At 70.6% G+C, this 18,188-nt stretch carries 21 protein-coding genes; 5 read left to right on the top strand and 16 right to left on the bottom strand.

Annotated elements, in window-relative coordinates; translation table 11 throughout:
- Positions 1 to 385 precede the first annotated feature (385 nt).
- The 5 genes from ftsH to WDW90_RS00320 all read right to left on the bottom strand — a co-directional run bounded on the left by ftsH (position 386) and on the right by WDW90_RS00320 (position 5,875).
- Positions 386 to 2,308, bottom strand: coding sequence for an ATP-dependent zinc metalloprotease FtsH (gene ftsH, locus WDW90_RS00340; protein WP_336485261.1), 1,923 nt, complete (start codon positions 2,306 to 2,308; stop codon positions 386 to 388).
- A gap of 26 nt (positions 2,309 to 2,334) precedes the next feature.
- Positions 2,335 to 3,504: a tRNA lysidine(34) synthetase TilS gene (gene tilS / locus WDW90_RS00335; RefSeq protein WP_336485260.1), complete on the bottom strand. Its 1,170-nt coding sequence runs from the start codon at positions 3,502 to 3,504 to the stop codon at positions 2,335 to 2,337.
- A 117-nt stretch (positions 3,505 to 3,621) separates the two neighbouring features.
- Positions 3,622 to 4,584, bottom strand: a complete 963-nt coding sequence (gene ybgF, locus WDW90_RS00330; RefSeq protein WP_336485259.1) for a tol-pal system protein YbgF — start codon at positions 4,582 to 4,584, stop codon at positions 3,622 to 3,624.
- Between the two features lie 119 nt (positions 4,585 to 4,703).
- Complete coding sequence (pal, locus tag WDW90_RS00325) at positions 4,704 to 5,204, bottom strand: peptidoglycan-associated lipoprotein Pal (protein ID WP_336485258.1); 501 nt, start codon at positions 5,202 to 5,204, stop codon at positions 4,704 to 4,706.
- Between the two features lie 287 nt (positions 5,205 to 5,491).
- A complete protein-coding gene (locus tag WDW90_RS00320; protein WP_336485257.1) occupies positions 5,492 to 5,875 on the bottom strand; it encodes an Hpt domain-containing protein in 384 nt (127 codons plus the stop codon).
- Between the two features lie 71 nt (positions 5,876 to 5,946).
- Between WDW90_RS00320 and WDW90_RS00315 the strand changes: the two genes are divergently transcribed.
- Complete coding sequence (locus WDW90_RS00315; protein WP_336485256.1) at positions 5,947 to 6,342, top strand: response regulator; 396 nt, start codon at positions 5,947 to 5,949, stop codon at positions 6,340 to 6,342.
- A gap of 21 nt (positions 6,343 to 6,363) precedes the next feature.
- On the opposite strand, the gene WDW90_RS00310 is transcribed toward WDW90_RS00315, so the two are convergent.
- The gene (locus WDW90_RS00310) at positions 6,364 to 7,407 is read right to left on the bottom strand and encodes a WcbI family polysaccharide biosynthesis putative acetyltransferase (protein WP_336485255.1); all 1,044 of its coding nucleotides are present in this window, start codon (positions 7,405 to 7,407) and stop codon (positions 6,364 to 6,366) included.
- Positions 7,408 to 7,511: 104 nt separating this feature from the next.
- Here WDW90_RS00310 and WDW90_RS00305 point away from each other — a divergent pair, with 104 nt between their 5' ends.
- Positions 7,512 to 8,579: a GSCFA domain-containing protein gene (locus WDW90_RS00305; protein ID WP_336485254.1), complete on the top strand. Its 1,068-nt coding sequence runs from the start codon at positions 7,512 to 7,514 to the stop codon at positions 8,577 to 8,579.
- 197 nt (positions 8,580 to 8,776) lie between these two features.
- On the opposite strand, the gene hemC is transcribed toward WDW90_RS00305, so the two are convergent.
- The 5 genes from hemC to kdoO form a co-directional block, all read right to left on the bottom strand.
- Entirely contained in the window at positions 8,777 to 9,700 is a 924-nt protein-coding gene (hemC, locus tag WDW90_RS00300; protein WP_336485253.1) for a hydroxymethylbilane synthase, read from the bottom strand.
- Between the two features lie 61 nt (positions 9,701 to 9,761).
- Positions 9,762 to 10,301 carry a DUF4188 domain-containing protein gene (locus WDW90_RS00295; RefSeq protein WP_336485252.1) on the bottom strand — a complete coding sequence of 180 codons (540 nt, stop codon included), beginning with the start codon at positions 10,299 to 10,301 and terminating at the stop codon, positions 9,762 to 9,764.
- A 154-nt stretch (positions 10,302 to 10,455) separates the two neighbouring features.
- Positions 10,456 to 10,644, bottom strand: coding sequence for a hypothetical protein (locus WDW90_RS00290; protein WP_336485251.1), 189 nt, complete (start codon positions 10,642 to 10,644; stop codon positions 10,456 to 10,458).
- Between the two features lie 105 nt (positions 10,645 to 10,749).
- Positions 10,750 to 11,049, bottom strand: a complete 300-nt coding sequence (locus WDW90_RS00285) for an antibiotic biosynthesis monooxygenase family protein (protein WP_336485250.1) — start codon at positions 11,047 to 11,049, stop codon at positions 10,750 to 10,752.
- A gap of 18 nt (positions 11,050 to 11,067) precedes the next feature.
- Positions 11,068 to 11,934: a Kdo hydroxylase KdoO gene (gene kdoO / locus WDW90_RS00280; protein WP_336485249.1), complete on the bottom strand. Its 867-nt coding sequence runs from the start codon at positions 11,932 to 11,934 to the stop codon at positions 11,068 to 11,070.
- A 222-nt stretch (positions 11,935 to 12,156) separates the two neighbouring features.
- On the opposite strand from kdoO, the gene WDW90_RS00275 reads away from it, so the two are divergent.
- Together WDW90_RS00275 and WDW90_RS00270 are read left to right on the top strand one after the other, a co-directional pair.
- Positions 12,157 to 12,609: an RNA polymerase subunit sigma-70 gene (locus WDW90_RS00275; protein ID WP_336485248.1), complete on the top strand. Its 453-nt coding sequence runs from the start codon at positions 12,157 to 12,159 to the stop codon at positions 12,607 to 12,609.
- Positions 12,610 to 12,677: 68 nt separating this feature from the next.
- Complete coding sequence (locus tag WDW90_RS00270; protein WP_336485247.1) at positions 12,678 to 12,974, top strand: hypothetical protein; 297 nt, start codon at positions 12,678 to 12,680, stop codon at positions 12,972 to 12,974.
- A 63-nt stretch (positions 12,975 to 13,037) separates the two neighbouring features.
- Here WDW90_RS00270 and WDW90_RS00265 read toward each other — a convergent pair whose 3' ends face one another.
- Positions 13,038 to 13,511: an Hsp20 family protein gene (locus WDW90_RS00265; RefSeq protein WP_336485246.1), complete on the bottom strand. Its 474-nt coding sequence runs from the start codon at positions 13,509 to 13,511 to the stop codon at positions 13,038 to 13,040.
- Between the two features lie 181 nt (positions 13,512 to 13,692).
- On the opposite strand from WDW90_RS00265, the gene WDW90_RS00260 reads away from it, so the two are divergent.
- Positions 13,693 to 14,679 (top strand): alpha/beta fold hydrolase, encoded by a 987-nt coding sequence (locus tag WDW90_RS00260; protein WP_336485245.1) that lies wholly within the window; start codon positions 13,693 to 13,695, stop codon positions 14,677 to 14,679.
- An 8-nt stretch (positions 14,680 to 14,687) separates the two neighbouring features.
- On the opposite strand, the gene WDW90_RS00255 is transcribed toward WDW90_RS00260, so the two are convergent.
- The 4 genes from WDW90_RS00255 to WDW90_RS00240 all read right to left on the bottom strand — a co-directional run bounded on the left by WDW90_RS00255 (position 14,688) and on the right by WDW90_RS00240 (position 18,071).
- Positions 14,688 to 15,209, bottom strand: coding sequence for a SixA phosphatase family protein (locus WDW90_RS00255; protein WP_336485244.1), 522 nt, complete (start codon positions 15,207 to 15,209; stop codon positions 14,688 to 14,690).
- Between the two features lie 81 nt (positions 15,210 to 15,290).
- Positions 15,291 to 16,142: an AAA family ATPase gene (locus WDW90_RS00250; protein ID WP_336485243.1), complete on the bottom strand. Its 852-nt coding sequence runs from the start codon at positions 16,140 to 16,142 to the stop codon at positions 15,291 to 15,293.
- A 79-nt stretch (positions 16,143 to 16,221) separates the two neighbouring features.
- Entirely contained in the window at positions 16,222 to 16,869 is a 648-nt protein-coding gene (locus tag WDW90_RS00245) for a hypothetical protein (protein ID WP_336485242.1), read from the bottom strand.
- The gene (locus WDW90_RS00240) at positions 16,866 to 18,071 is read right to left on the bottom strand and encodes an ATPase (protein ID WP_336485241.1); all 1,206 of its coding nucleotides are present in this window, start codon (positions 18,069 to 18,071) and stop codon (positions 16,866 to 16,868) included. The genes WDW90_RS00245 and WDW90_RS00240 overlap by 4 nt, the downstream gene beginning before the upstream one ends.
- Positions 18,072 to 18,188: the final 117 nt, after the last annotated feature.

Genomic DNA, 18,188 nt, shown 5'->3' with positions numbered 1-18,188 from the left:
TTCCGGACGAATGATCCCTCGGCCAGCCTAGCAGCTTTCCGCGAAAGCCGGGCGGAGAGATTCGGTATTAGTGAATCTGGCTATCGATGGCCCGAGAGGGCACGGCTCCTGCCGCGGCCGTCCAGCCCGCCGAAAGGCACCGCGATGCCGGCCAATCCCAGGCGCGGATCGAGCGCACCTCGACCTCTCCCGTGCGGGAGAGGTCGAGTCCACGCCAGCGGGCCGGGTTTGGGTTCGCCCTGTCCGGAGAGGTCGCACCCCTCACCCTGTCCCTCTCCCGCACGGGAGAGGGGATCTGCGCATGATCCGGAAACCGGCCGGGACGCAGCGAGGCCGTCGCGTGCTGCCACCGTCGCGCGGGGCGCGATGGCGCGAAGCGTCCTCGTCAGGCCTGCGGCTGCGGCTCGAGGCCGCCGTCGTTCTCCCGCGGCCGGCCGCGGCCGGCGGTGGGGACGGGCGAGCCGCGCGCCGGGGTCGGCGGCACGTCGCCGCCGTCGCGGACCGGCGGGCGGCCGGCGAGCAGGTTGCGGATCTCCTCGCCCGACAGCGTCTCGTACTCGAGCAGGCCCTGGGCGAGCGCCTCGAGGTCGTCCTTGTGCTCGCCCAGGATGCGGCGCGCCTCCTCCAGGCCCTGCTCGACGAGGCGGCGAACCTCCGCGTCGATCTTCTGGGCGGTGGATTCGGAGACCGTCTGCTGGCGGCCCATCGACATGCCGAGGAAGACCTCGTCGTTGTTGTCGCCGTAGGCGACGGTGCCGAGCTCCGGCGAGAAGCCCCAGCGCGTCACCATCATCTTGGCGAGCCGGGTCGCCTGCTCGATGTCCGACTGCGCGCCCGACGTCACCTTGTCGGGGCCGAAGGTCATCTCCTCGGCGATGCGCCCGCCCATCATGATGGCGAGCCGCGAGGTCATCTGCTCGTAGCTCATCGAGAGCTTGTCGCGCTCTGGAAGCTGCATGACCATGCCGAGCGCGCGGCCGCGCGGGATGATCGTCGCCTTGTGGACGGGATCGGTCGCCGGCACGTTCAGCGCCACGATGGCGTGGCCGCCCTCGTGGTAGGCGGTGAGCCGCTTCTCGTCCTCGGTCATGACGAGGGTGCGCCGCTCGGCGCCCATCATGACCTTGTCCTTGGCGTCCTCGAACTCGTGCATCGTGACGATGCGCTTGCCTCGGCGCGCGGCCAGCAGCGCCGACTCGTTGACGAGATTCATCAGGTCGGCGCCCGAGAAGCCGGGGGTACCGCGCGCGATGGTCTTGAGGTCGACGTCCGGCGCCAGCGGCACCTTGCGGACATGGACGCGCAGGATGCGCTCGCGGCCGGTCACGTCCGGATTTGGCACCATGATCTGGCGGTCGAAGCGGCCGGGGCGCAGCAGCGCCGGGTCGAGCACGTCGGGACGGTTCGTGGCCGCGATGATGATCACGCCCTCGTTCGCCTCGAACCCGTCCATCTCGACGAGGAGCTGGTTCAGCGTCTGCTCGCGCTCGTCGTTGCCGCCCCCGAGCCCCGCGCCGCGATGGCGGCCGACCGCGTCGATCTCGTCGATGAAGATGATGCAGGGCGCGTTCTTCTTGGCCTGCTCGAACATGTCGCGCACACGGCTCGCGCCGACGCCGACGAACATCTCAACGAAGTCCGAACCCGAGATCGTGAAGAAGGGCACGTTGGCCTCACCGGCGACGGCGCGCGCGATCAGGGTCTTGCCGGTTCCGGGGGGGCCGACGAGCAGCACGCCGCGCGGGATGCGCCCGCCGAGGCGCTGGAACTTCTGCGGGTCGCGCAGGAACTCGACGATCTCCTGCAGATCCTCCTTGGCCTCCTCGACGCCCGCCACGTCCTCGAAGGAGACGCGCCCGTGGGCCTCGTTGAGGAGCTTGGCCTTCGACTTGCCGAAGCCCATGGCGCGGCCGGCGCCCGACTGCATCTGGCGCGACAGGAAGATCCAGGCGCCGATGAAGACAAGGATCGGCAGCCAGCTGACGAGAAGCTGGATGAACCAGGGCGTGTTGTCCGACGGCGGCCGCGCCGTGATCTGCACGCCCTTGCCCTGCAGCTTCGAGACGAGGCTCGGATCGTTCGGGGCATAGGAGGTGAAGTTGCCGCCGCCCACGTAGGTGCCGCTGACATCCTGGCCCGAGATCACGACGGACTGGATCTTGCCGGCATCGGCGTCGTTCAGGAGCTGGCTGTAGGCGATCTCGCTCCCGCCGCCGCGATGACCCGGGTTCTGGAACAGGGTCACGAGCGCGAGGACGAGGAGGAAGATGACGACCCACAAAGCAAAATTGCGGAAATTCGGGTTCATCGATCAATCCTTGGGGCGCGCGGGCCTCATGCCCCGGGCCCCTTGCCCGAGGCGGCGGGACCGTCCGCGCACTCCGCTCCAATGTAGGTGGCGGGCCCACCCTTGCCAAGTAACTCGCCGAGCGGCGTGTCGCGCGACGCGCCGGGCGGGTCGGGCGCGGCGAGGCCTCCCCCGCGGCGGCGCGGGGCGCGCCGGACGGTGACCAGACGGTCGCGGCCGGCCTCGATCAGCAGGCCGCGCAGCGTCCGGCGCAGGGGCGTCCCGGCGCGCAGAGCCGGCAGCAGAGCGTCGAGGATCAGCCGCTCCAGGCGCTCGAGCCGGCGCGGTCCCTCCCCTCCGGCCTGGTCGAGGACGAGGTCGGCCACGCGGATCGCCACGGCCTCCGGCAGGGCCGCGAAGGCCGCGCCGTCGAGGTGGAGACATTCCCGGGTCTTCCGGCCTACCACGTCTGCGCAGGCCCGCTCGGCCGCCGCGCGCAGGGCCGCCTCGTCGCGGGCGGCGCGATCGGCGAGGCGCACGAGGCGCTCGGTGCTGAGGCCCTCGCGCGCGAGGCGCGGCAGCAGGCGACGCAGGCGCGCGCGCGCGAAGGCCTCGTCGGCGTTCGAGGGGTCGCTGGCGAAGGGCAGGCCGCGGGCCTCGCACCAGGCGATCAGGTCGATCTTCGGGATGCCGAGGAACGGCCGGGCGAGGATCACGCCCTCCCCGAGGGCACGCTCGGGACGCATCCCGGCAAGGCCGCCCGGGCCGCTTCCCGCGATGAGGCGCATCAGCACGGTCTCGGCCTGGTCGTCGCGGGTATGGGCGGTGAGCACGCAGCGGGCGCCGATCCCTGCCGCGCAGGCCGCGAGCAGCCGGTAGCGCGCCGCGCGCGCCGCCGCCGGCAGACTGGTCGCCGGCCGCGGGCCGTCCCAGCGCAGGTGATGGTGCGGGAAGCCGAGCCGCGCCGCGGCTTCGGCGACGGCCCTCGCCTCGGCGGCGGATTCCGGGCGCAGCCCGTGGTCGACGGTCGCGACCTCGACCGGGACTTCGGCTCGCGCCTCGGCGACCGCGTGCATCAGAGCCGTCGAATCGGGCCCACCCGAGACCGCGAGCAGGATGCGGCCCGGCACCCGGGCCGGCTCGAGCCAAGGGGCAAGCGCGCAGGCGAGCGCGCGGGCGACTGGCCCCGACATCCCCTCCCCGCGCGACGCCTGCATGGTCACGAATCCCGGCCGCCGATCGGACGCGCCGATCACCGGCTCACTACTCCGCCCCTTGTGCGACTTGCGGATGCGCACGGCAACGCATCCGCCGCGTCACACGCGCCCGGTGCCTCAGGCCGCGCAGCGCGCGCGCTTTTGCTCGCGCGCCACGCCCTGCCGGACGCTCGGGGTCGCGCTCGGGAACTTGCGCTCGAGCTCGGCCAGCGTCGCGCAGGCCTGCTCCCGGGCGCCGAGCGCGTTGAGCGAGGCGCCGAGCTTGAGCATCGCTTCCGGAGCCTGTGGCGAGCGGGCGTAGTCGGTCGAGACTTTCAGGAACTGCTCGGCCGCCTCGCGGTTGCGGTTGCGCTGCAGGTAGCTCTCGCCGAGCCAGTAGGTGGCGGCCGGGACGTGCCCGTCGCGCGGGTGCGACTGGATGAATTGGCGCAGGCTCATCTCGGCCTGCTCGTATTGCCGCTGCTGCACCAGGGCGTAGGCCGCCTCGTAGTCGGAGCGGGCGTCGCCCGTGCCCGTGGCGGCGACGCTGGCCGAGGGGCGCTGCGCCGGCAGCGCGCCGGTGGTGCCGATGCGCGAGGGCGGGGTCAGGTCGACGGGCCCGCCGAGGCCGGGCGGGGCCGCCTCGCCCTCGGCCTCCTCGGCCTCGTCGATGGCACCGGAGGGCAGCGGCCGGGCGGACGTCGCGGGCGCGGCTGCCACCGGCGCCGACGGCGTCGTGGTGCCGAGCTGCATCGGGGTGCCGGGGGCGCTTGGGTTCTGGCCGGGATCGAAGGCGTCGCCCCGCTTCTGCGGCTTGCCCGCCCCCGGGCTGCCGCCCGGATTGCCACCGTTGACGGCCGGCGCCGGCTTGCCGCCGCCCTTGCCCTCCTGAAGGCGGAACTCGACATCCTCCTGGAACTTGCGCAGCTGCTCCTTGAGCTGGCGGTTCTCGTACTGGAGGGTCTCGATCTGCCCGGCCATCATCCGCGACTGGTTCTCCAGGCGGTTCAGGCGCACCACGAAGTCCGCGGCGTCCTGGGCGGCCGCGGGCGCGGCGAGCGGCAGGGTCAGGCAGGTCGCGAGGAGGAGGCGGCGGAGCATGGGGTCGGGACCGGTTCTGGCGGCGATGGTGCGCCGCGAACCACGGCGACGCGACGCCGATAGCAGATGCTCCGCCTCGCGGCAAAAGTACGGCGCCGGACCGACCGGCGCCGGGACCGCTACGCGCCGGCGCCGCGGTCGAGCACCGTGACGGCGCGGCGGTTCTGCGACCAGCACGAGATGTCGTTGCAGACCGCGACCGGGCGCTCCTTGCCGTAGGAGACGGTCCGCATCCGGCCCGACGCGATCCCGCGCGAGGCGAGATAGTCGTTCACCGTCTGGGCGCGGCGGGCGCCGAGCGAGTAATTGTACTCGCGGGTGCCGCGCTCGTCGGCATGGCCCTCGATGATGAAGGTGTACCGCGGGTAGCGCTGCAGCCAGGCGGCCTGCTTGTCGAGGGTGGCGGTGGCGGTGGGCGTCAGGTCGGTCGAGTCCGACTCGAAGAAGACGCGGTCGCCGACATTCACCACGAAGTCCTGCGCGCTGCCGGGCGTGGCGGCGCCAGCCCCAAAGGCGGAGGCGTCGGCGAGGTCTTTGTCGTTGCTGCAGGCGGCGAGGCCGAGCGCGGCGATCAGCGCCGCGGCGAGCGGGAGCACGCGGAGGCGCGCGGGTCTGGACATGATCTTCCATTCTCCTCGAGCGGTGCCGGAGGCCGGCTGCGGGTCTCCGAGGCCCTTCCGCGTTCAGGTGTCGGCCTGTTCTAGGCCTGCCGGGTTAAGCGAAGGTTCCGTCAACCTTGACGGGCGGTATCGAGCATCGTGCGGGCGCGCCTGCCGTGCCGCAGCGCACCTGTCCGGAACCGGACCGATGCGGCTCATCGCGCCGCCAATGGGGCGGGGACGCGGCAGGCCCGCGCGGGCGAGATTTGCGGGCGCCTGTTGCGCCGCTGCCACGGCGCCACTCCGGCTCAGCGGGGCTCGGCCAGCAGGCGGTCGATCGCCTCCAGCGTGGCGGCGCCCGCGCGCCGCGCCGCCGCGAGCGCGGGGCCGGGCTCTTCGCCCGCGTGGCAGGCTTCCTCCAGCGCGGCGCAGGCGCGCGACAGGGCCTGGAATCCGAGAGTGCCGCTCGCCGAGACGAGGGCGTGCGCGTCGCGCGACAGGTCCTCGCGCGGCGCACCGGGCGCGCAGAGGCGCCGGCCGATCTCCGCCCTCAGGCCCGCGAGCAGGCTCATCAGCCGGGCGCGGCCGAACACGGCCTCGAGCTCGGCCACGGTCTCCGGCTCGTAGATCGGGCTCGCGCCGGCCGGGTCCGGCGGGTCGGGAGCCTCGCCGGCAGGGGGCGGAGCGGCCATTCGGGTCGTCGCTTCAAGGAATATTAACCACGCTAACCTTGACTTGGCTGATCGACAACCGGATCACGCCGATGTTCACCCCGCCCAGCGTCCTGATCGTGGAGGACAGCTACGTTCTCCTGGAAATGCTCGCGACGCTCTGCGAGCAGGAGGGCATCCGGGTGGTGGAGGCGTCGAGCGGCGAGGCCGCGCTGACGCTCCTGCGCGGGCGCGGGGCGGATATCGACTGGCTTTTCACGGATATCCGCCTGCCCGGCCTCATCGACGGCTGGAGCGTCGCGCAGGCCTACCGGGCGATCCATCCCGACCGGCCCGTGATCTACGCCTCGACCGGTGCGACGGTCGAGCGGCGCACGGTTCCGGGCAGCCTGTTCGTGCGCAAGCCCTACCAGGTCCACGAGATCATCGGCCTCGCCCGCATGATGGCGCGGGCGCTCAGCCCCGCACCCCGCCGGGCCGCCGGCTGAGGCCGCCGCGACCGACCCGGCTCAGCCGGTCCCAGCGGGCGCGAAGATCCCGGCGATCTCGGGGTCGGCGAGCCAGGAATCGACGCGCTGCGAGGCGATGTCCTGCGGCGTCAGCCGGTCGTAGATGGCAAAGCTCGCGGCCACGAAGCCGGGCAGGTCGTAGAGCCGCGGGAAGGCCTTGCCGCGGGGCTTGGCCTTGAACAGGTAGGCGCCCGTCAGCCCGTAGGCCTCCGCCACCGGCGGATAGAGCGGCCAGACCACGTCGCGGGCGAGCTCGTCGCCGATGTAATCCTCGATCTCGACGGGCTCCGGCCGCAGGCCGCTCTCCTCGAGGAGGCGCCGGGCGATGTCGCCGATCACGAAGGCCCTCGGGTGGTTCAGCACGTACATGAAGTTGCCGCGCCGGGCCCAGCGGGTCATCTCGCGCTCGAGCCCGAACCCGGTCTGGGCGGCGCTCGCCAGCATATCGCGCACCGAAGATTCCCACAGGTCGAGGTAGCCGAGCCGGGCGAACACGTCCTCCCGGTAGAGCGCCACCGCCTGTGCCGGGGTGAGGCCGGCCCGGTGGGCGGCGAGCGCGATCGCCGAGTGATACTGGCCCATCGGGGACGGCGCGAGCTTGAGCGCCGCGAGATCGGAGATGGCGCCGGCATAGACCATGTCCGGATGGAAGGCCGGGAACACGATGGTGGGGAACAGCCGCAGGCGCGGCTCGAGCGCCTTCAGGGCCGTTACGTCGCCGCCCGGGATCAGGCCGCCGGGGAATTGCTGGGAATAGACGTGATCGAACCCGGCGAGCGTCCTGGCGAGGTTGTCGATATGGCCGTGCTCGCGCTTCAGCCACGCCATCTGGATGAAGCGCACCGGGCTCGTCGGCGCCAGGAGCCGCATCGCCTGCGCGACGCCGCGGGCCTGGCAATTTCCGATCACGGCGATCCTCGGGCCGGTGCGGCCGGACTCCTCCGCCCCGGGCTTGCGCCACGGTGTCGCCCAGGATGGCGCCGACAAGGTCAGGGCGCTCAGCGCGCGCCGCGGCAGGCTACGAAGGGCCAGGGTGGGGACCAAGGGACGCGCCGGGCCTCGCGGGATTGCATCCGTCGAAAGCGTGGGCGATTGCCGTGTCGCGGCCATTCGAGCGGAATGCGAGCGGATTGAGAGAGGGTCAGGGAATGCCGTCAAATCCCTATAGCGGTCTACCCACCGAGCGGTTCTGGCGCAAGGTCGTCACCAACGTGCCGCCCTTCGCGGTGGACCCGCGCCCGCGCGACACCTTCGCGATCGGCCGGGAGACGCGGGTCGCCACCGGCGGCTCCTGCTTCGCGCAGCGCGTCGCCGACGCGCTCCGGGAGGCCGGCTTCAACTACTACGTCACCGAGACGGCGCCGGCCGGCACGAGCCGCCAGGAGGCCGATGCGCGCCAGTTCGGCACCTTCTCCGCCCGCTACGGCAACCTCTACTACACGCGCCAGTTCACGCAGCTCTTCGACCGCGCCTTCGGCACCTTCGTGCCCGAGCTGACGGCGTGGCGGCGCGAGGACGGGCGCTACGTCGACCCGTTCCGCCCGACGATCGAGCCCGCGGGATTCGCCAGCGAGGCCGAGGTCGCGGCCGCGCGCGACGAGCACCTCGCCCAGGTGCGCGATCTGTTCAAGACCCTCGACGTGTTCGTGCTCACGCTCGGGCTGACCGAGGGCTGGCGCTGGCGCGGCGACGGGGCGGCGCTGCCGCTCGCGCCCGGGGTCGCCGGCGGCACCTTCGACCCCGACCTCTACACGTGCGTCAATGCGGGCGCGGGTGAGGTGCTGGGCGACCTCCAGGGCTTCGTCGACCGGCTCTGGAGCGTGAACCCGGAGGCGCGCCTGATCTTCACGGTCTCGCCCGTGCCCATGATCGCCACCTACATGGACCGCCACGTGATGGTGTCGAACAGCTACTCGAAGTCGGTCCTGCGGGTCGCGGCGGGCGAGCTCTGCGATTGCGGCGACCCGCGCCTCGTCTACTTCCCGGCCTACGACATCGTCACCAGCAACGTGAATGCGGGCCGCTACTACAACGAGGACCAGCGCACCATCACGGATGCGGGCGTGCGCCACGTCATGCGCTCCTTCCTCGCCACCTTCGCGCAGGATCGCGCCGGCCCCGCCCCGGCCCGGGCCGTGTCCGACATCTCGGCCGAGTTCGAGGGCACGGCCGGCGTCATCTGCGACGAGGAGCAGATCGAGCGCAGCGTGGCGTGAGCGGGGCCGCCGCGCGGGGCAACGGATGTGCGGCCGGCCTGATCGCGACCTCATCCCGAGGCGCCCGCTCGCGAGCGGGGCTCGAAGGAGCCCTGCGGAGATCGCGGCACGGGCCGGAAGCCGTCTTCGAGGCCGGGGCCCGCGGCAGAGCCTCGGGATGAGGCCGAGGGTCCGCTGACGACCCCTTCCTCCCGGCCCTACTGAAGGTGCCGCGCGTAGGTCTCGCCAGCGGCCCGCTTCAGCTCCGCCCCGGCCTCGCGGCCGAGCGCCTCGGCATCCGCCGCCGCGCCGGTGCGCGAGGCGGCCCAGTGCGCGCTGCCGTCCGGCAGGAACAGCAGCCCGTCGAGGGTCAGGGTCTCCCCCTCGATCCGCGCCAGCGCGGCGATCGGGGTGCGGCAGGAGCCGTCGAGCTCGGCCAGCAGCGCCCGCTCGGCCGCGATCGCGGTCGTCGTGCGGGCGCAGGCGACGGGGGCGAGCAGCGCCCGGATGTCGGCATCCGCCTCGCGGCACTCGATCCCGAGCGCCCCCTGCGCCACGGCGGGCAGCATCTCGTCGACGGAGAGAACGCTTCGCGCCATGCCTTCGAGCCCGAGGCGCTGGAGCCCGGCGAGCGCCAGCAGCGTCGCGTCGCACGCGCCGTCCTCCAGCTTGCGCATGCGCGTGTTGGCGTTGCCGCGCAGCGGCACGATGCGCAGATCCGGCCGCCGCATCAGCACCTGCGCGCCGCGCCGGAGCGATGAGGTTCCGACGCGCCCCCCAGCCGGCAGGTCGTCGAGGCCGGCGGCCTCCCTCGACAGGAAGGCGTCGCGCGGATCGTCCCGCTCCAGGATGCAGCCGATCACGAGGCCCTCGGGCAGCCAGGTCTCGACGTCCTTCATCGAGTGCACGGCGACGTCGATCTGATCGGCGTGGAGAGCCTGCTCCAGTTCCTTGGTGAACAGCCCCTTGCCGCCGATTTCTGAGAGCGGACGGTCGAGCACCTTGTCGGCCACCGTGGTGATGACGACGATCTCGGTCTCCAGGCCTGGATTGGCCGCGACGATCCGGTCGCGGACAATGCCGGTCTGCGCAAGAGCCATCGGGCTGCCGCGGGTGCCGATGCGGAGAGGGCGCTGGATCATGAGGAGGCGAGCGGTCCTGCGGATACCCCGCTGTCCTAGCCGCTTGCCGGGCCCCTGTCACTCAAGCTGCGCCGGCGCGATCGGCCGGCTCCCGCGCATCCGGCAGGTTCGGCTCGGCGGGCAGCGCGCTCAGATCGGAGGCGCCGTGATGCCCGTGCCGTGTCGCCATGCTTCCCCGTGCGGGCTGCAGGGGCATGAAGCCTCCGAAGCCGACCGGCTTCATCACGTCGACGTAGATCGCCTCCATGCCGCCGCGCATGTGGTAGGTCTCGTGCCAGATGCCGGCGCCGCGCGTATCCTTCAGGAAGTCCTTCCACCATTGCCGGTGCGGCTCGGATCTCGACCAGGCCTCGAGGCTCGCCATGTCGCGCCAGTACCAGCGCATGCCGACATGGAGCGGGAAGAGCGAGAAGATGACGCCGTTCTCGTAGTGGAGAAGGCCGTCCGGCCGGTCGGCGCCGGCTCGCTCGATCGGCGGCCCGAAGCCCAGCAGCGTCTTGACGCCGGACAGGGCGCGCACCCGCATGCCGAGATACATCACAACGAGATCCGGATATCGCGAGAAACCCGGCACGACCTGGGTCTTCTTCCGGTTCTGCATCGACGCCTCCGGCAGCACCTCAGGACGCCGCCAGCATAGGGCGACGCCCCGCGCCGAGGCCACGCCGTTCGTCGTTGCCTTTTGTGAAGCAACGCGGGGCGTCACGCGCCGGTCTTGACCCCCGTGGCAGCGCGACGAGGCGGGTCCCGCCGGATCACTCGCGCGGAGCCTGCTGGTCCTCCAGGGGCTCACCGCCGGGGGTGCCGGCCGCGCCCTCCCGGCTCGCCCGCCCCTCGGGCGGCCCGCCGGGCGGCGACCCCGCCGGTCTGCGGCTCGTGCCGACGCTGAGGTCGGCAAGCCCCTCGCGGTCGTCCGTCGGCTTCGTCTCGCGCTCGTCGGCCATCGCTCGCTCCGTTTCCGAGCAGAACGGGCGCGGACGGGATGAGTTCAACGGGAACCTTCGGTCCTTTCCCTCGCCGCCGGGAGAGGCGGGTTCCGCGGCATTCCGTCAGAACGCCTTCAGCGTCAGCTCGGTGTGCTCGACGCTCGGCGGGCTCTCGAAATACGGCGAGACCATCGCGCGGTAATCCTTCCAGGCCTGCGAGCCCGTGAAGTCCCGGGTGTGGGCCTCGAGCGTCTCCCACTCGATGAGCAGGCGGTAGCGCTGCGGCTTCTCGACCGAGCGGCGCACGGCGAAGGAGCGGCAGCCCTTGGCGGCCCGGAAGATGTCCGCGGCCCTGGCGATGCCGGCCTCGAACTCGGCCTCCGAGCCGGGCTTCACGTCGATCTGTGCGATTTCGAGGATCATGGCGCGTTTCCTTGGGGGTTATTGCAGCGGCCGCCCGAGCTTGGCCGCGAGGATCCGTTGCGGGCTCTTCTCGGGATGGACCTGGGCGGCAACCGGCAGGTAGGCGGTCTGCTCCAGCATGTACTGACCGCCCATGGCGCCGTGCATCACGAGGTCCGAGAAGGTCACCCAGGTCTGGCCCGGCGCGAAATGGACGTCGGCCTGCGGCGCCTTCGCCTGGTACTCCATGTCCCGCTTCAGCGCGTCGTGCAGATGGAGCATCAGGTGGTCGTACTCGGAGCGGCGCGCCTTGGTGACGCGCAGCGCCGCCAGCAGCCGCGCGGAGAGCGGCGAGTAGCCGGGAAGGCGCGGCAGGAACTTCTCGGCCATCGAGCCGAAATCCTCGCCGACCCGCCAGCGGCGCGGCTCGCCCTTCGGGTTGATGTTGCGGAACACCCGCAGGATGCGCTTCTCGCCGATCGGGTTCGACGGGAAGGCGTCGACGTGGAGCCGCGTGTCGTCGCGCCGCCAGCTGAGCTTTCGCCGGTCCACGTCGAACGGCCGGTACGAGGTGCCGGCGAGCGCGACCTTGCCGGTATAGGCCGGCAGGTAGCGGTCGATCAGACCTTCGGCGAAGCGCCGGTAGCGGATCAGAAGCTGGCGCAGCGCCTCCTGCTCCTCGGCCGAGCCGGACGCCCCGCGCAGCTCCGCTGCCCCGCCCCGGATGTTCACGTTCTTCGCCTTGCCGTCCGCGAAGGGCCGCTCGACGAAGCGCTCCTCGAACGGGCTGAAGGGGAAGTCGAGACCGGGGAACATCAGGACCGCGCCGCCCTCCAGCGCCTCGACCAGCGAGGCCACGCCGGGGGCCCTGCCCTCGCGGGAGACGGAAACGATCGGGCTGATCATGCAGGATTCCTCGCGCCGCAAAGCTCGGGCGCGGTGTAGCCGAGGGCCCGGCATCCTGCCAAGCGAGCCGGTTTTCGCGGTGGATGAGGCAGCGGCGGGGTTGTCAGCCGGCCATTGAACAAACCAACATCGGCCAACGCGCCGGCGCAACCCGTTCGCGTCGGCACCATGACATGGTTTGTTCCGGATGATTGCGTCCGGCCCGCGAAGGATTGGCCGCCGATGGCGACGCTCAAGGAATTCGAGGAGGCCCTGCGCGAGCACGGCATGAACATGGCGCTCGCCCTCCTCGAGCGCCTGCGCGAGCGCGATCGGGCGACCCGCACCGTCAAGCCGGCCCGCCGCCTCACCGGCCAGAAGATGACCCCGGACCTCGCCCGCGCCATCCTCGACCTGCACGCCACGACGGGCATGACCCAGCAGGAGATCGCCTTCAAGGTCGGGGTGAATCAGGGCCGCGTCAATGAAGTCATCAAGCGCGGCAAGTGGTTGACGGACGATCCTCACGCACCGGAGGCGGTCGCGCGCGATCGGGCGCTCGCCCGGATGCGCGGCGATCCGAGGCCCCGCAAGGCGGGTAAGCCCGCAGCGAAGGCGGCGGCCGGCAAGGACAAGACCGCGCCGGCCCAGCGCCGCGCCTCCCGCCAGGGCCAGCTCACGTTCGGTGACCTCTGACGGGCAGGCAGGGGCGTGAATGCCCCACAACGCGTTGTCTGGCCGAGACTTTTCGCTCGGGATCGACGATGCGCCCTCACCTCCCCGCCCTCGCGCTGATCCTCGCCGCCACCGCGGTGCAGGCTCAGCGGCCCTCGACGACGGCCCTGACCTGCCAGCAGGCGCGCAGCGTCGTCAGCCGTGCCGGCGCCATCGTGCTCGGGACCGGCGGGCAGACCTACGACCGCTTCGTGCGCGACCGCAGCTTCTGCGAGCCGACCGAGTTCACCCGCGCCGCCTTCGCGCCGACGCGCGACGATCCGCGCTGCTTCATCGGCTACACCTGCTTCGAGCCAAGCGCGACCGACTGGTTCGGAGATTTTTGACATCGCACATGAAAACGCCCCGACCACTGGCCGGGGCGCTCCGTTTCCCGTTTCGCGGGATACTTAGGCGGCCTGCTGCACCGAGCCCTCGATCGCGGGCGCCTCGGCGGGTCGACCCGTCGCGATCTGGATCTGGCGCGGCTTCTTCGCCTCCGGAATCTCGCGGACGAGATCAATGTGGAGGAGGCCGTTCTCGAGCACCGCGCCCGTCACCTGGACGTAGTCGGCGAGCTGGAACCGACGCTCGAAGCCACGGGCCGCGATGCCCTGATGCAGCACTTCGGTGCGCTTCGTCGCATCCGGCTTGCGATCGCCCTTCAGGGTCAGCGCATTCTCCTTGACCTCGATAGAGAGATCGGCCTCGGTGAAGCCGGCGACCGCGACCGTGATCCGGTAGGCGTTCTCGCCGGTGCGCTCGATGTTGTAGGGCGGGTAGCTGGGGGCTGTCTCGGCGCTCACGAACTGGTCGAGGGCCGAGAACAGGCGGTCGAAGCCAACGGTGGAGCGGTAGAGGGGAGCAAGATCGAACTGACGCATGACATATCCTCCGCAAGAAGCAACATGCATTCACGACAGGTCCGCCCATGGGCCGGACCAGTGTCGCGCCGCCTGATGGCCGGCGCAGACTGGATATCGGAACGGCCCTAAGACGGTTCAAGGCCCTGAATGCTGCTGAGGCACCCAGATTTTCGAATTTCCTCTTGAGGCCGCACCGCCGATGCTCACCCTGCGCTCGACCCCGGACAATCCCGTCCCGCCCGGCGGCGTTCTCGTCCCCGTGCGCACCTCGGATGGCTGCGACCTGCGCGCCGCTCATTGGCGCCCGACGAGCCGGGCCGTGAAGGGCACGGTCTGCCTCCTGCAGGGCCGGGCCGAATTCATCGAGAAATATTACGAGACGATCGGCGATCTGCGGAAGCGGGGCTTTGCCGTCGTGGCATTCGACTGGCGCGGGCAGGGCGAGTCCGCCCGGCAGGTCGACGACCCGCACAAGGGCCACGTCGCCCGCTTCGACGATTACAGGCTCGATCTGAAGGCGGTCGAGGACGCGATCCTGGTGCCGCTCATGCCGCACCCGCACCTTTGCCTTGCCCACTCGATGGGCGGCTGCGTCGCCTTCACCGGCGCGCTCGAAGGCTGGCTGCCCTTCCGGCGCATCGTCACGGTCGCGCCGATGCTGTCGATCCGCATGGTCAAGTGGCCCACGGCCGTCTCGGTCCTCTCGCGGGGGCTGCATCGGTTGCGGCTCGGCCGCCGTTACGTGCCGTTCGGCAGCGCCGTGTCGATTGCGACGAAGCCCTATCCGGGCAATCGCCTCTCACGCGACCCTGCCCGCTACGCGCGCAACGCCGCTGCCGCCAACGCGGTCGGCGCGGGCGCCGTGGGGGATCCGACCGTCGCCTGGCTCGCGAGCGCATTCCGGGCGATGGCGCGGCTGCGGGATCCGCGCGTGCCGCCGCGGATCGACGTTCCGACGCTGATCGTGGCGGCCGGTGCCGACCCCGTCTGCGGGACGCCCGTCACGGAACGCTTCGCGGCACGCCTCAAGGCCGGCCACATCCTCGTGCTGCCAGATGCCCGGCACGAGATCCTCTCGGAACGCGACGCGATCCGAGAGGATTTCTGGGCGGCGTTCGACGCCTTCATGCCGGGAAGCCCCGTGCTCGAGGACGCTGCCCAGAATCAGCTCGCGGCGACGGGCTGAGATCGGACTCAGTCGTCGGAGCCGCGCGCGATGTCCCTCGGCCCGAGGAAGCGTTCGAGGCGGCCGCCGCCCCATCCGATCTCTCTCCAGGCGTCGGCCTCGAAATCGATCACCGCGAGGGCCGCCGTCGGGAACTGCGTGCGCAGACGCGCGCGATCCTCGCGCGACCCTGCCCCGGCAAGCCTGATCGCGAGGTTCTGCAGGCCCGGATTGTGCCCGACGAGCATTAGGCTGCGTGCGTCCGAAGCGTCGCGGATCACGGCGAGAAGCGCGGAAGCCGGCGCCTCGTAGATGCCGTCCACGAGTTCCACGCGGGCCTGCCCGATCGCTTGCCCGACAGGCTCCCAGGTCTCCCGCGTGCGCCTTGCCGGGGAAACGAGGGCGAGGTCCGGCCTCAGCTCCTGCTCTGCCAGGTAGGCCGCCATCAGGGGAGCCGCCTTGCGGCCCCTCGGGTTCAGCGGCCGATCAAGATCGGCGACACCGGCCGGGCGATCGGACTTGGCGTGGCGCAAGAGCAGAAGGCGGAGCATGGGATTGCCTTAGCTGAAGCCGATGAGGGGATGGCGGTCTGTCTGCGACTTGGCCTCGGCGCCCGACCGACCGCGGCCGCGTCAGCTGCCTCGGTTCTCCCGGCGCATCATGAAGGCGACCTTCTCGAAAAGGCTCACGTCCTGCTCGTTCTTGAGAAGCGCCCCGTGCAGCGGCGGTATGAGCTTGCGAGGATCGCGCTCGCGCAATTGGTCCGGCCCGATATCCTCGGAAACGAGGAGCTTGAGCCAGTCGAGCAACTCGGACGTCGAAGGCTTCTTCTTCAAGCCGGGCGCTTCGCGCACCTCAAAGAAGATGCGCAGCGCCTCCTCGACGAGGCGGTGCTTGATACCCGGATAGTGAACGTCGACGATCGCCTTCAGGGTCTCGGCGTCCGGAAACTTGATATAGTGGAAGAAGCACCGGCGCAGGAATGCGTCCGGCAATTCCTTCTCGTTGTTCGACGTGATGATCACCACCGGGCGCCGCGCCGCCCGAACGGTCTCGCCGGTCTCGTAGACATGGAACTCCATGCGGTCGAGTTCTGTCAGCAGATCGTTCGGGAACTCGATATCCGCCTTGTCGATCTCGTCAATCAGGAGCACCGGCCGCTCGGCCGCCGTGAACGCCTCCCACAGCTTGCCACGACGGATGTAGTTGCCGATCTCCGAGACACGTGGATCGCCGAGTTGGGAATCGCGCAGGCGCGAGACGGCGTCGTATTCGTAGAGCCCCTGCTGCGCCTTGGTGGTCGACTTGACGTTCCAGGTGAGGAGCGGCGCTCCAAGGCCCCTCGCGATCTCCTCCGCCAGCACCGTCTTCCCGGTGCCGGGCTCGCCCTTCACGAGGAGCGGCCGTTCGAGGACGATCGCCGCGTTGACCGCGATCGTCAGATCGGGCGTCGCGACGTAGGAATCGGTTCCGGAAAAGCGCATCGGCGTCTCGGGGCTGATCGGTCGAGCCGCCGAGTTACGCGGCGGCGCCTCAGCTCGCAAGGGCGAAGCCGGGCCGGCCTCAGAGCGACTTCCCGTCGAACCACACGCAGTTGGAGGCCAGGATCGCGAGGTTGACGTCGGATTTCGCAGGCTGCGCCAGAACCTTGCCGTCCATCGCCAAGTCGATCTTGATCTCAACCTGGCCCTTCGGCTCGTTCGATCGCCGCGAGAAATAGCAATATTGCTGGAAGGGCTTCTCCTCGTTCGCCCGGAAGTTCCAGCCGGACACGATCTGGCCGTCGAGGTAGGGCACCTGCTTGAATACCGTGAAGGTGGTGTTCACCGGGGCCTTCGAGGCCGGCGCCGCGTCCTGGCCGAGCTGCGTCTGCGTCGGCGTCGGCACGGCGTTGCCCTTGGGCAGACCCTCGAGCTTCAGGGTGTTGTCGGTGAGCGTGACCTCGCCCTTGGTCTTCAGCGTGACGTCGGAGAGCGCCGCCTGCATAGCGCTCGCGATCCGCTCCGCGGCGGATTCGTACTGGTTCATGTAGGCGTAGCCATAGGCGGCAGCACCGGCGCCGATGCCGGCCAGGGCCACGAATGTCCCTGCCCCGATCGCGCGGAACAGGAAGGCGCGGGCTGCGATGATCCGCGACTCCGCTCGAAGACGCCCGTTGACGTGCTGCGCGAGCGCGACGTTCTCGGGTGAACCGGGGGCGAGATAGCTCATGCACCCGCTCCCGCGCTACCGGCCGCGCTCGGAGCTTGGGCCGGATTTGGCCGCCGCTGCTCCAGGGGAATCGCGGCCCCGGACGCGACCGCGTCGCGCACCGATTTCTGGAGCGAGGTATTGACCTCGCGCACGATGCCCTCCGCGAACGGCGCCAGCATATAGGTGGATGCCTCGGGGTGCACGGCGGCGCCGAACTCGTCCTCGTCCATGAAGGTCTTGCGCACCGAGACTGCGCAGAGCGCCAGGATCGTCGAGGCGAAGGCGGCGCAGAGGGCCGGCACGAATACGAAGATGCGCAGGAAGGCGTGAACCTGGGCGTCCGTCACCTCGATCGGATCGACGCCGTAGACCATGGCCGTGAAGGAATGGAGCTGCGAGCGGTTCACCGCCTGACGGTATTTCTGCTCGGCATCGGCGACGCGCCGGTCGACGGCGCCGGGATCGAGCGCGGCGCGCGCCTCGCGGGCCTGCTCCAGCTGCTTCGTCACGCTGGCACGGTCGGTCGATGCCTTGGCGACGCTCACCGAGAGCGTCGCCGTCCGTGGGTCGGTGACGCATTTCAGGTTCTGATAGCGCACGCCCTTGCTGTTCGTGCCGAAAACCTTCTCGCAGCGCTGCGCCGGCAGGCCGGCGAGCTGGGCCGCGTTGTCGGACGATCGCTTCTCGATCTGCTCCAGTTCCGTGGTGTATTGGGACACACGCGCATCGGCCGCGGCGATGCGCGTGTCGAGGCTCTCACGGTCGGCCTGCGCGTCCTTCAGGGTGGTCTTGGTCCTGGCCGCCTCCATCAGCCGGGGGTGGAACATCATCTCGCCGAGCTGCGAGACTGACTTCGTGGTCACGCCCGCCGCGAAGATGATGCCGACAATCGCGAGGGCGCGGACGAAATAGGAACGCTGTGTCCTTGCCAGGATGCCGAGCGGCACGCGGCAGAGCTCGACGGCGGCGTAGACGAGAGGCGCCAGCAGCATGAAGTAGAAGCTGTGGCTGTCCCCGTCGCTGTAGACGCCCGCGAAGAGCCACGCACCCGCGAGCGAGGCGCCGATGACCATGGCCTCGACCAGATAGGCGATGCCGACATAGCCCCACTTGATTCGGTAGCCCTTCTCGACGTGGCGTTCATGCGTCCACTTGTCGGATTCGAGGATCCAGGCGCGACGCTCGCGCTGGGCTTCTCGGCTCGGGGGCGTGTTCCGCATCGTGCTCTCAGTTCCCGTTACGCCACGAAGGCTTGAGCGTAACACTTCGTTAACCGCCTCGCTTATGCGGGCATTGTGCCGATTTTGCGCCGCGTCACGACTATCCACGGCGAAGCG

Source organism: Methylobacterium nigriterrae (genome assembly GCF_037106235.1).
GTDB lineage: Bacteria > Pseudomonadota > Alphaproteobacteria > Rhizobiales > Beijerinckiaceae > Methylobacterium > Methylobacterium nigriterrae.
This window is presented reverse-complemented; position numbering and strand designations above follow the sequence as displayed.

Coding starts and splice junctions, on each gene's coding strand:
- ftsH (WP_336485261.1), bottom strand. CDS start 2,308: ATGAACCCGAATTTCCGCAATTTTGCTTTGTGGGTCGTCATCTTCCTC.
- tilS (WP_336485260.1), bottom strand. CDS start 3,504: ATGCAGGCGTCGCGCGGGGAGGGGATGTCGGGGCCAGTCGCCCGCGCG.
- ybgF (WP_336485259.1), bottom strand. CDS start 4,584: ATGCTCCGCCGCCTCCTCCTCGCGACCTGCCTGACCCTGCCGCTCGCC.
- pal (WP_336485258.1), bottom strand. CDS start 5,204: ATGTCCAGACCCGCGCGCCTCCGCGTGCTCCCGCTCGCCGCGGCGCTG.
- WDW90_RS00320 (WP_336485257.1), bottom strand. CDS start 5,875: ATGGCCGCTCCGCCCCCTGCCGGCGAGGCTCCCGACCCGCCGGACCCG.
- WDW90_RS00315 (WP_336485256.1), top strand. CDS start 5,947: ATGTTCACCCCGCCCAGCGTCCTGATCGTGGAGGACAGCTACGTTCTC.
- WDW90_RS00305 (WP_336485254.1), top strand. CDS start 7,512: ATGCCGTCAAATCCCTATAGCGGTCTACCCACCGAGCGGTTCTGGCGC.
- hemC (WP_336485253.1), bottom strand. CDS start 9,700: ATGATCCAGCGCCCTCTCCGCATCGGCACCCGCGGCAGCCCGATGGCT.
- WDW90_RS00295 (WP_336485252.1), bottom strand. CDS start 10,301: ATGCAGAACCGGAAGAAGACCCAGGTCGTGCCGGGTTTCTCGCGATAT.
- WDW90_RS00290 (WP_336485251.1), bottom strand. CDS start 10,644: ATGGCCGACGAGCGCGAGACGAAGCCGACGGACGACCGCGAGGGGCTT.
- WDW90_RS00285 (WP_336485250.1), bottom strand. CDS start 11,049: ATGATCCTCGAAATCGCACAGATCGACGTGAAGCCCGGCTCGGAGGCC.
- kdoO (WP_336485249.1), bottom strand. CDS start 11,934: ATGATCAGCCCGATCGTTTCCGTCTCCCGCGAGGGCAGGGCCCCCGGC.
- WDW90_RS00275 (WP_336485248.1), top strand. CDS start 12,157: ATGGCGACGCTCAAGGAATTCGAGGAGGCCCTGCGCGAGCACGGCATG.
- WDW90_RS00270 (WP_336485247.1), top strand. CDS start 12,678: ATGCGCCCTCACCTCCCCGCCCTCGCGCTGATCCTCGCCGCCACCGCG.
- WDW90_RS00265 (WP_336485246.1), bottom strand. CDS start 13,511: ATGCGTCAGTTCGATCTTGCTCCCCTCTACCGCTCCACCGTTGGCTTC.
- WDW90_RS00260 (WP_336485245.1), top strand. CDS start 13,693: ATGCTCACCCTGCGCTCGACCCCGGACAATCCCGTCCCGCCCGGCGGC.
- WDW90_RS00255 (WP_336485244.1), bottom strand. CDS start 15,209: ATGCTCCGCCTTCTGCTCTTGCGCCACGCCAAGTCCGATCGCCCGGCC.
- WDW90_RS00250 (WP_336485243.1), bottom strand. CDS start 16,142: ATGCGCTTTTCCGGAACCGATTCCTACGTCGCGACGCCCGATCTGACG.
- WDW90_RS00245 (WP_336485242.1), bottom strand. CDS start 16,869: ATGAGCTATCTCGCCCCCGGTTCACCCGAGAACGTCGCGCTCGCGCAG.
- WDW90_RS00240 (WP_336485241.1), bottom strand. CDS start 18,071: ATGCGGAACACGCCCCCGAGCCGAGAAGCCCAGCGCGAGCGTCGCGCC.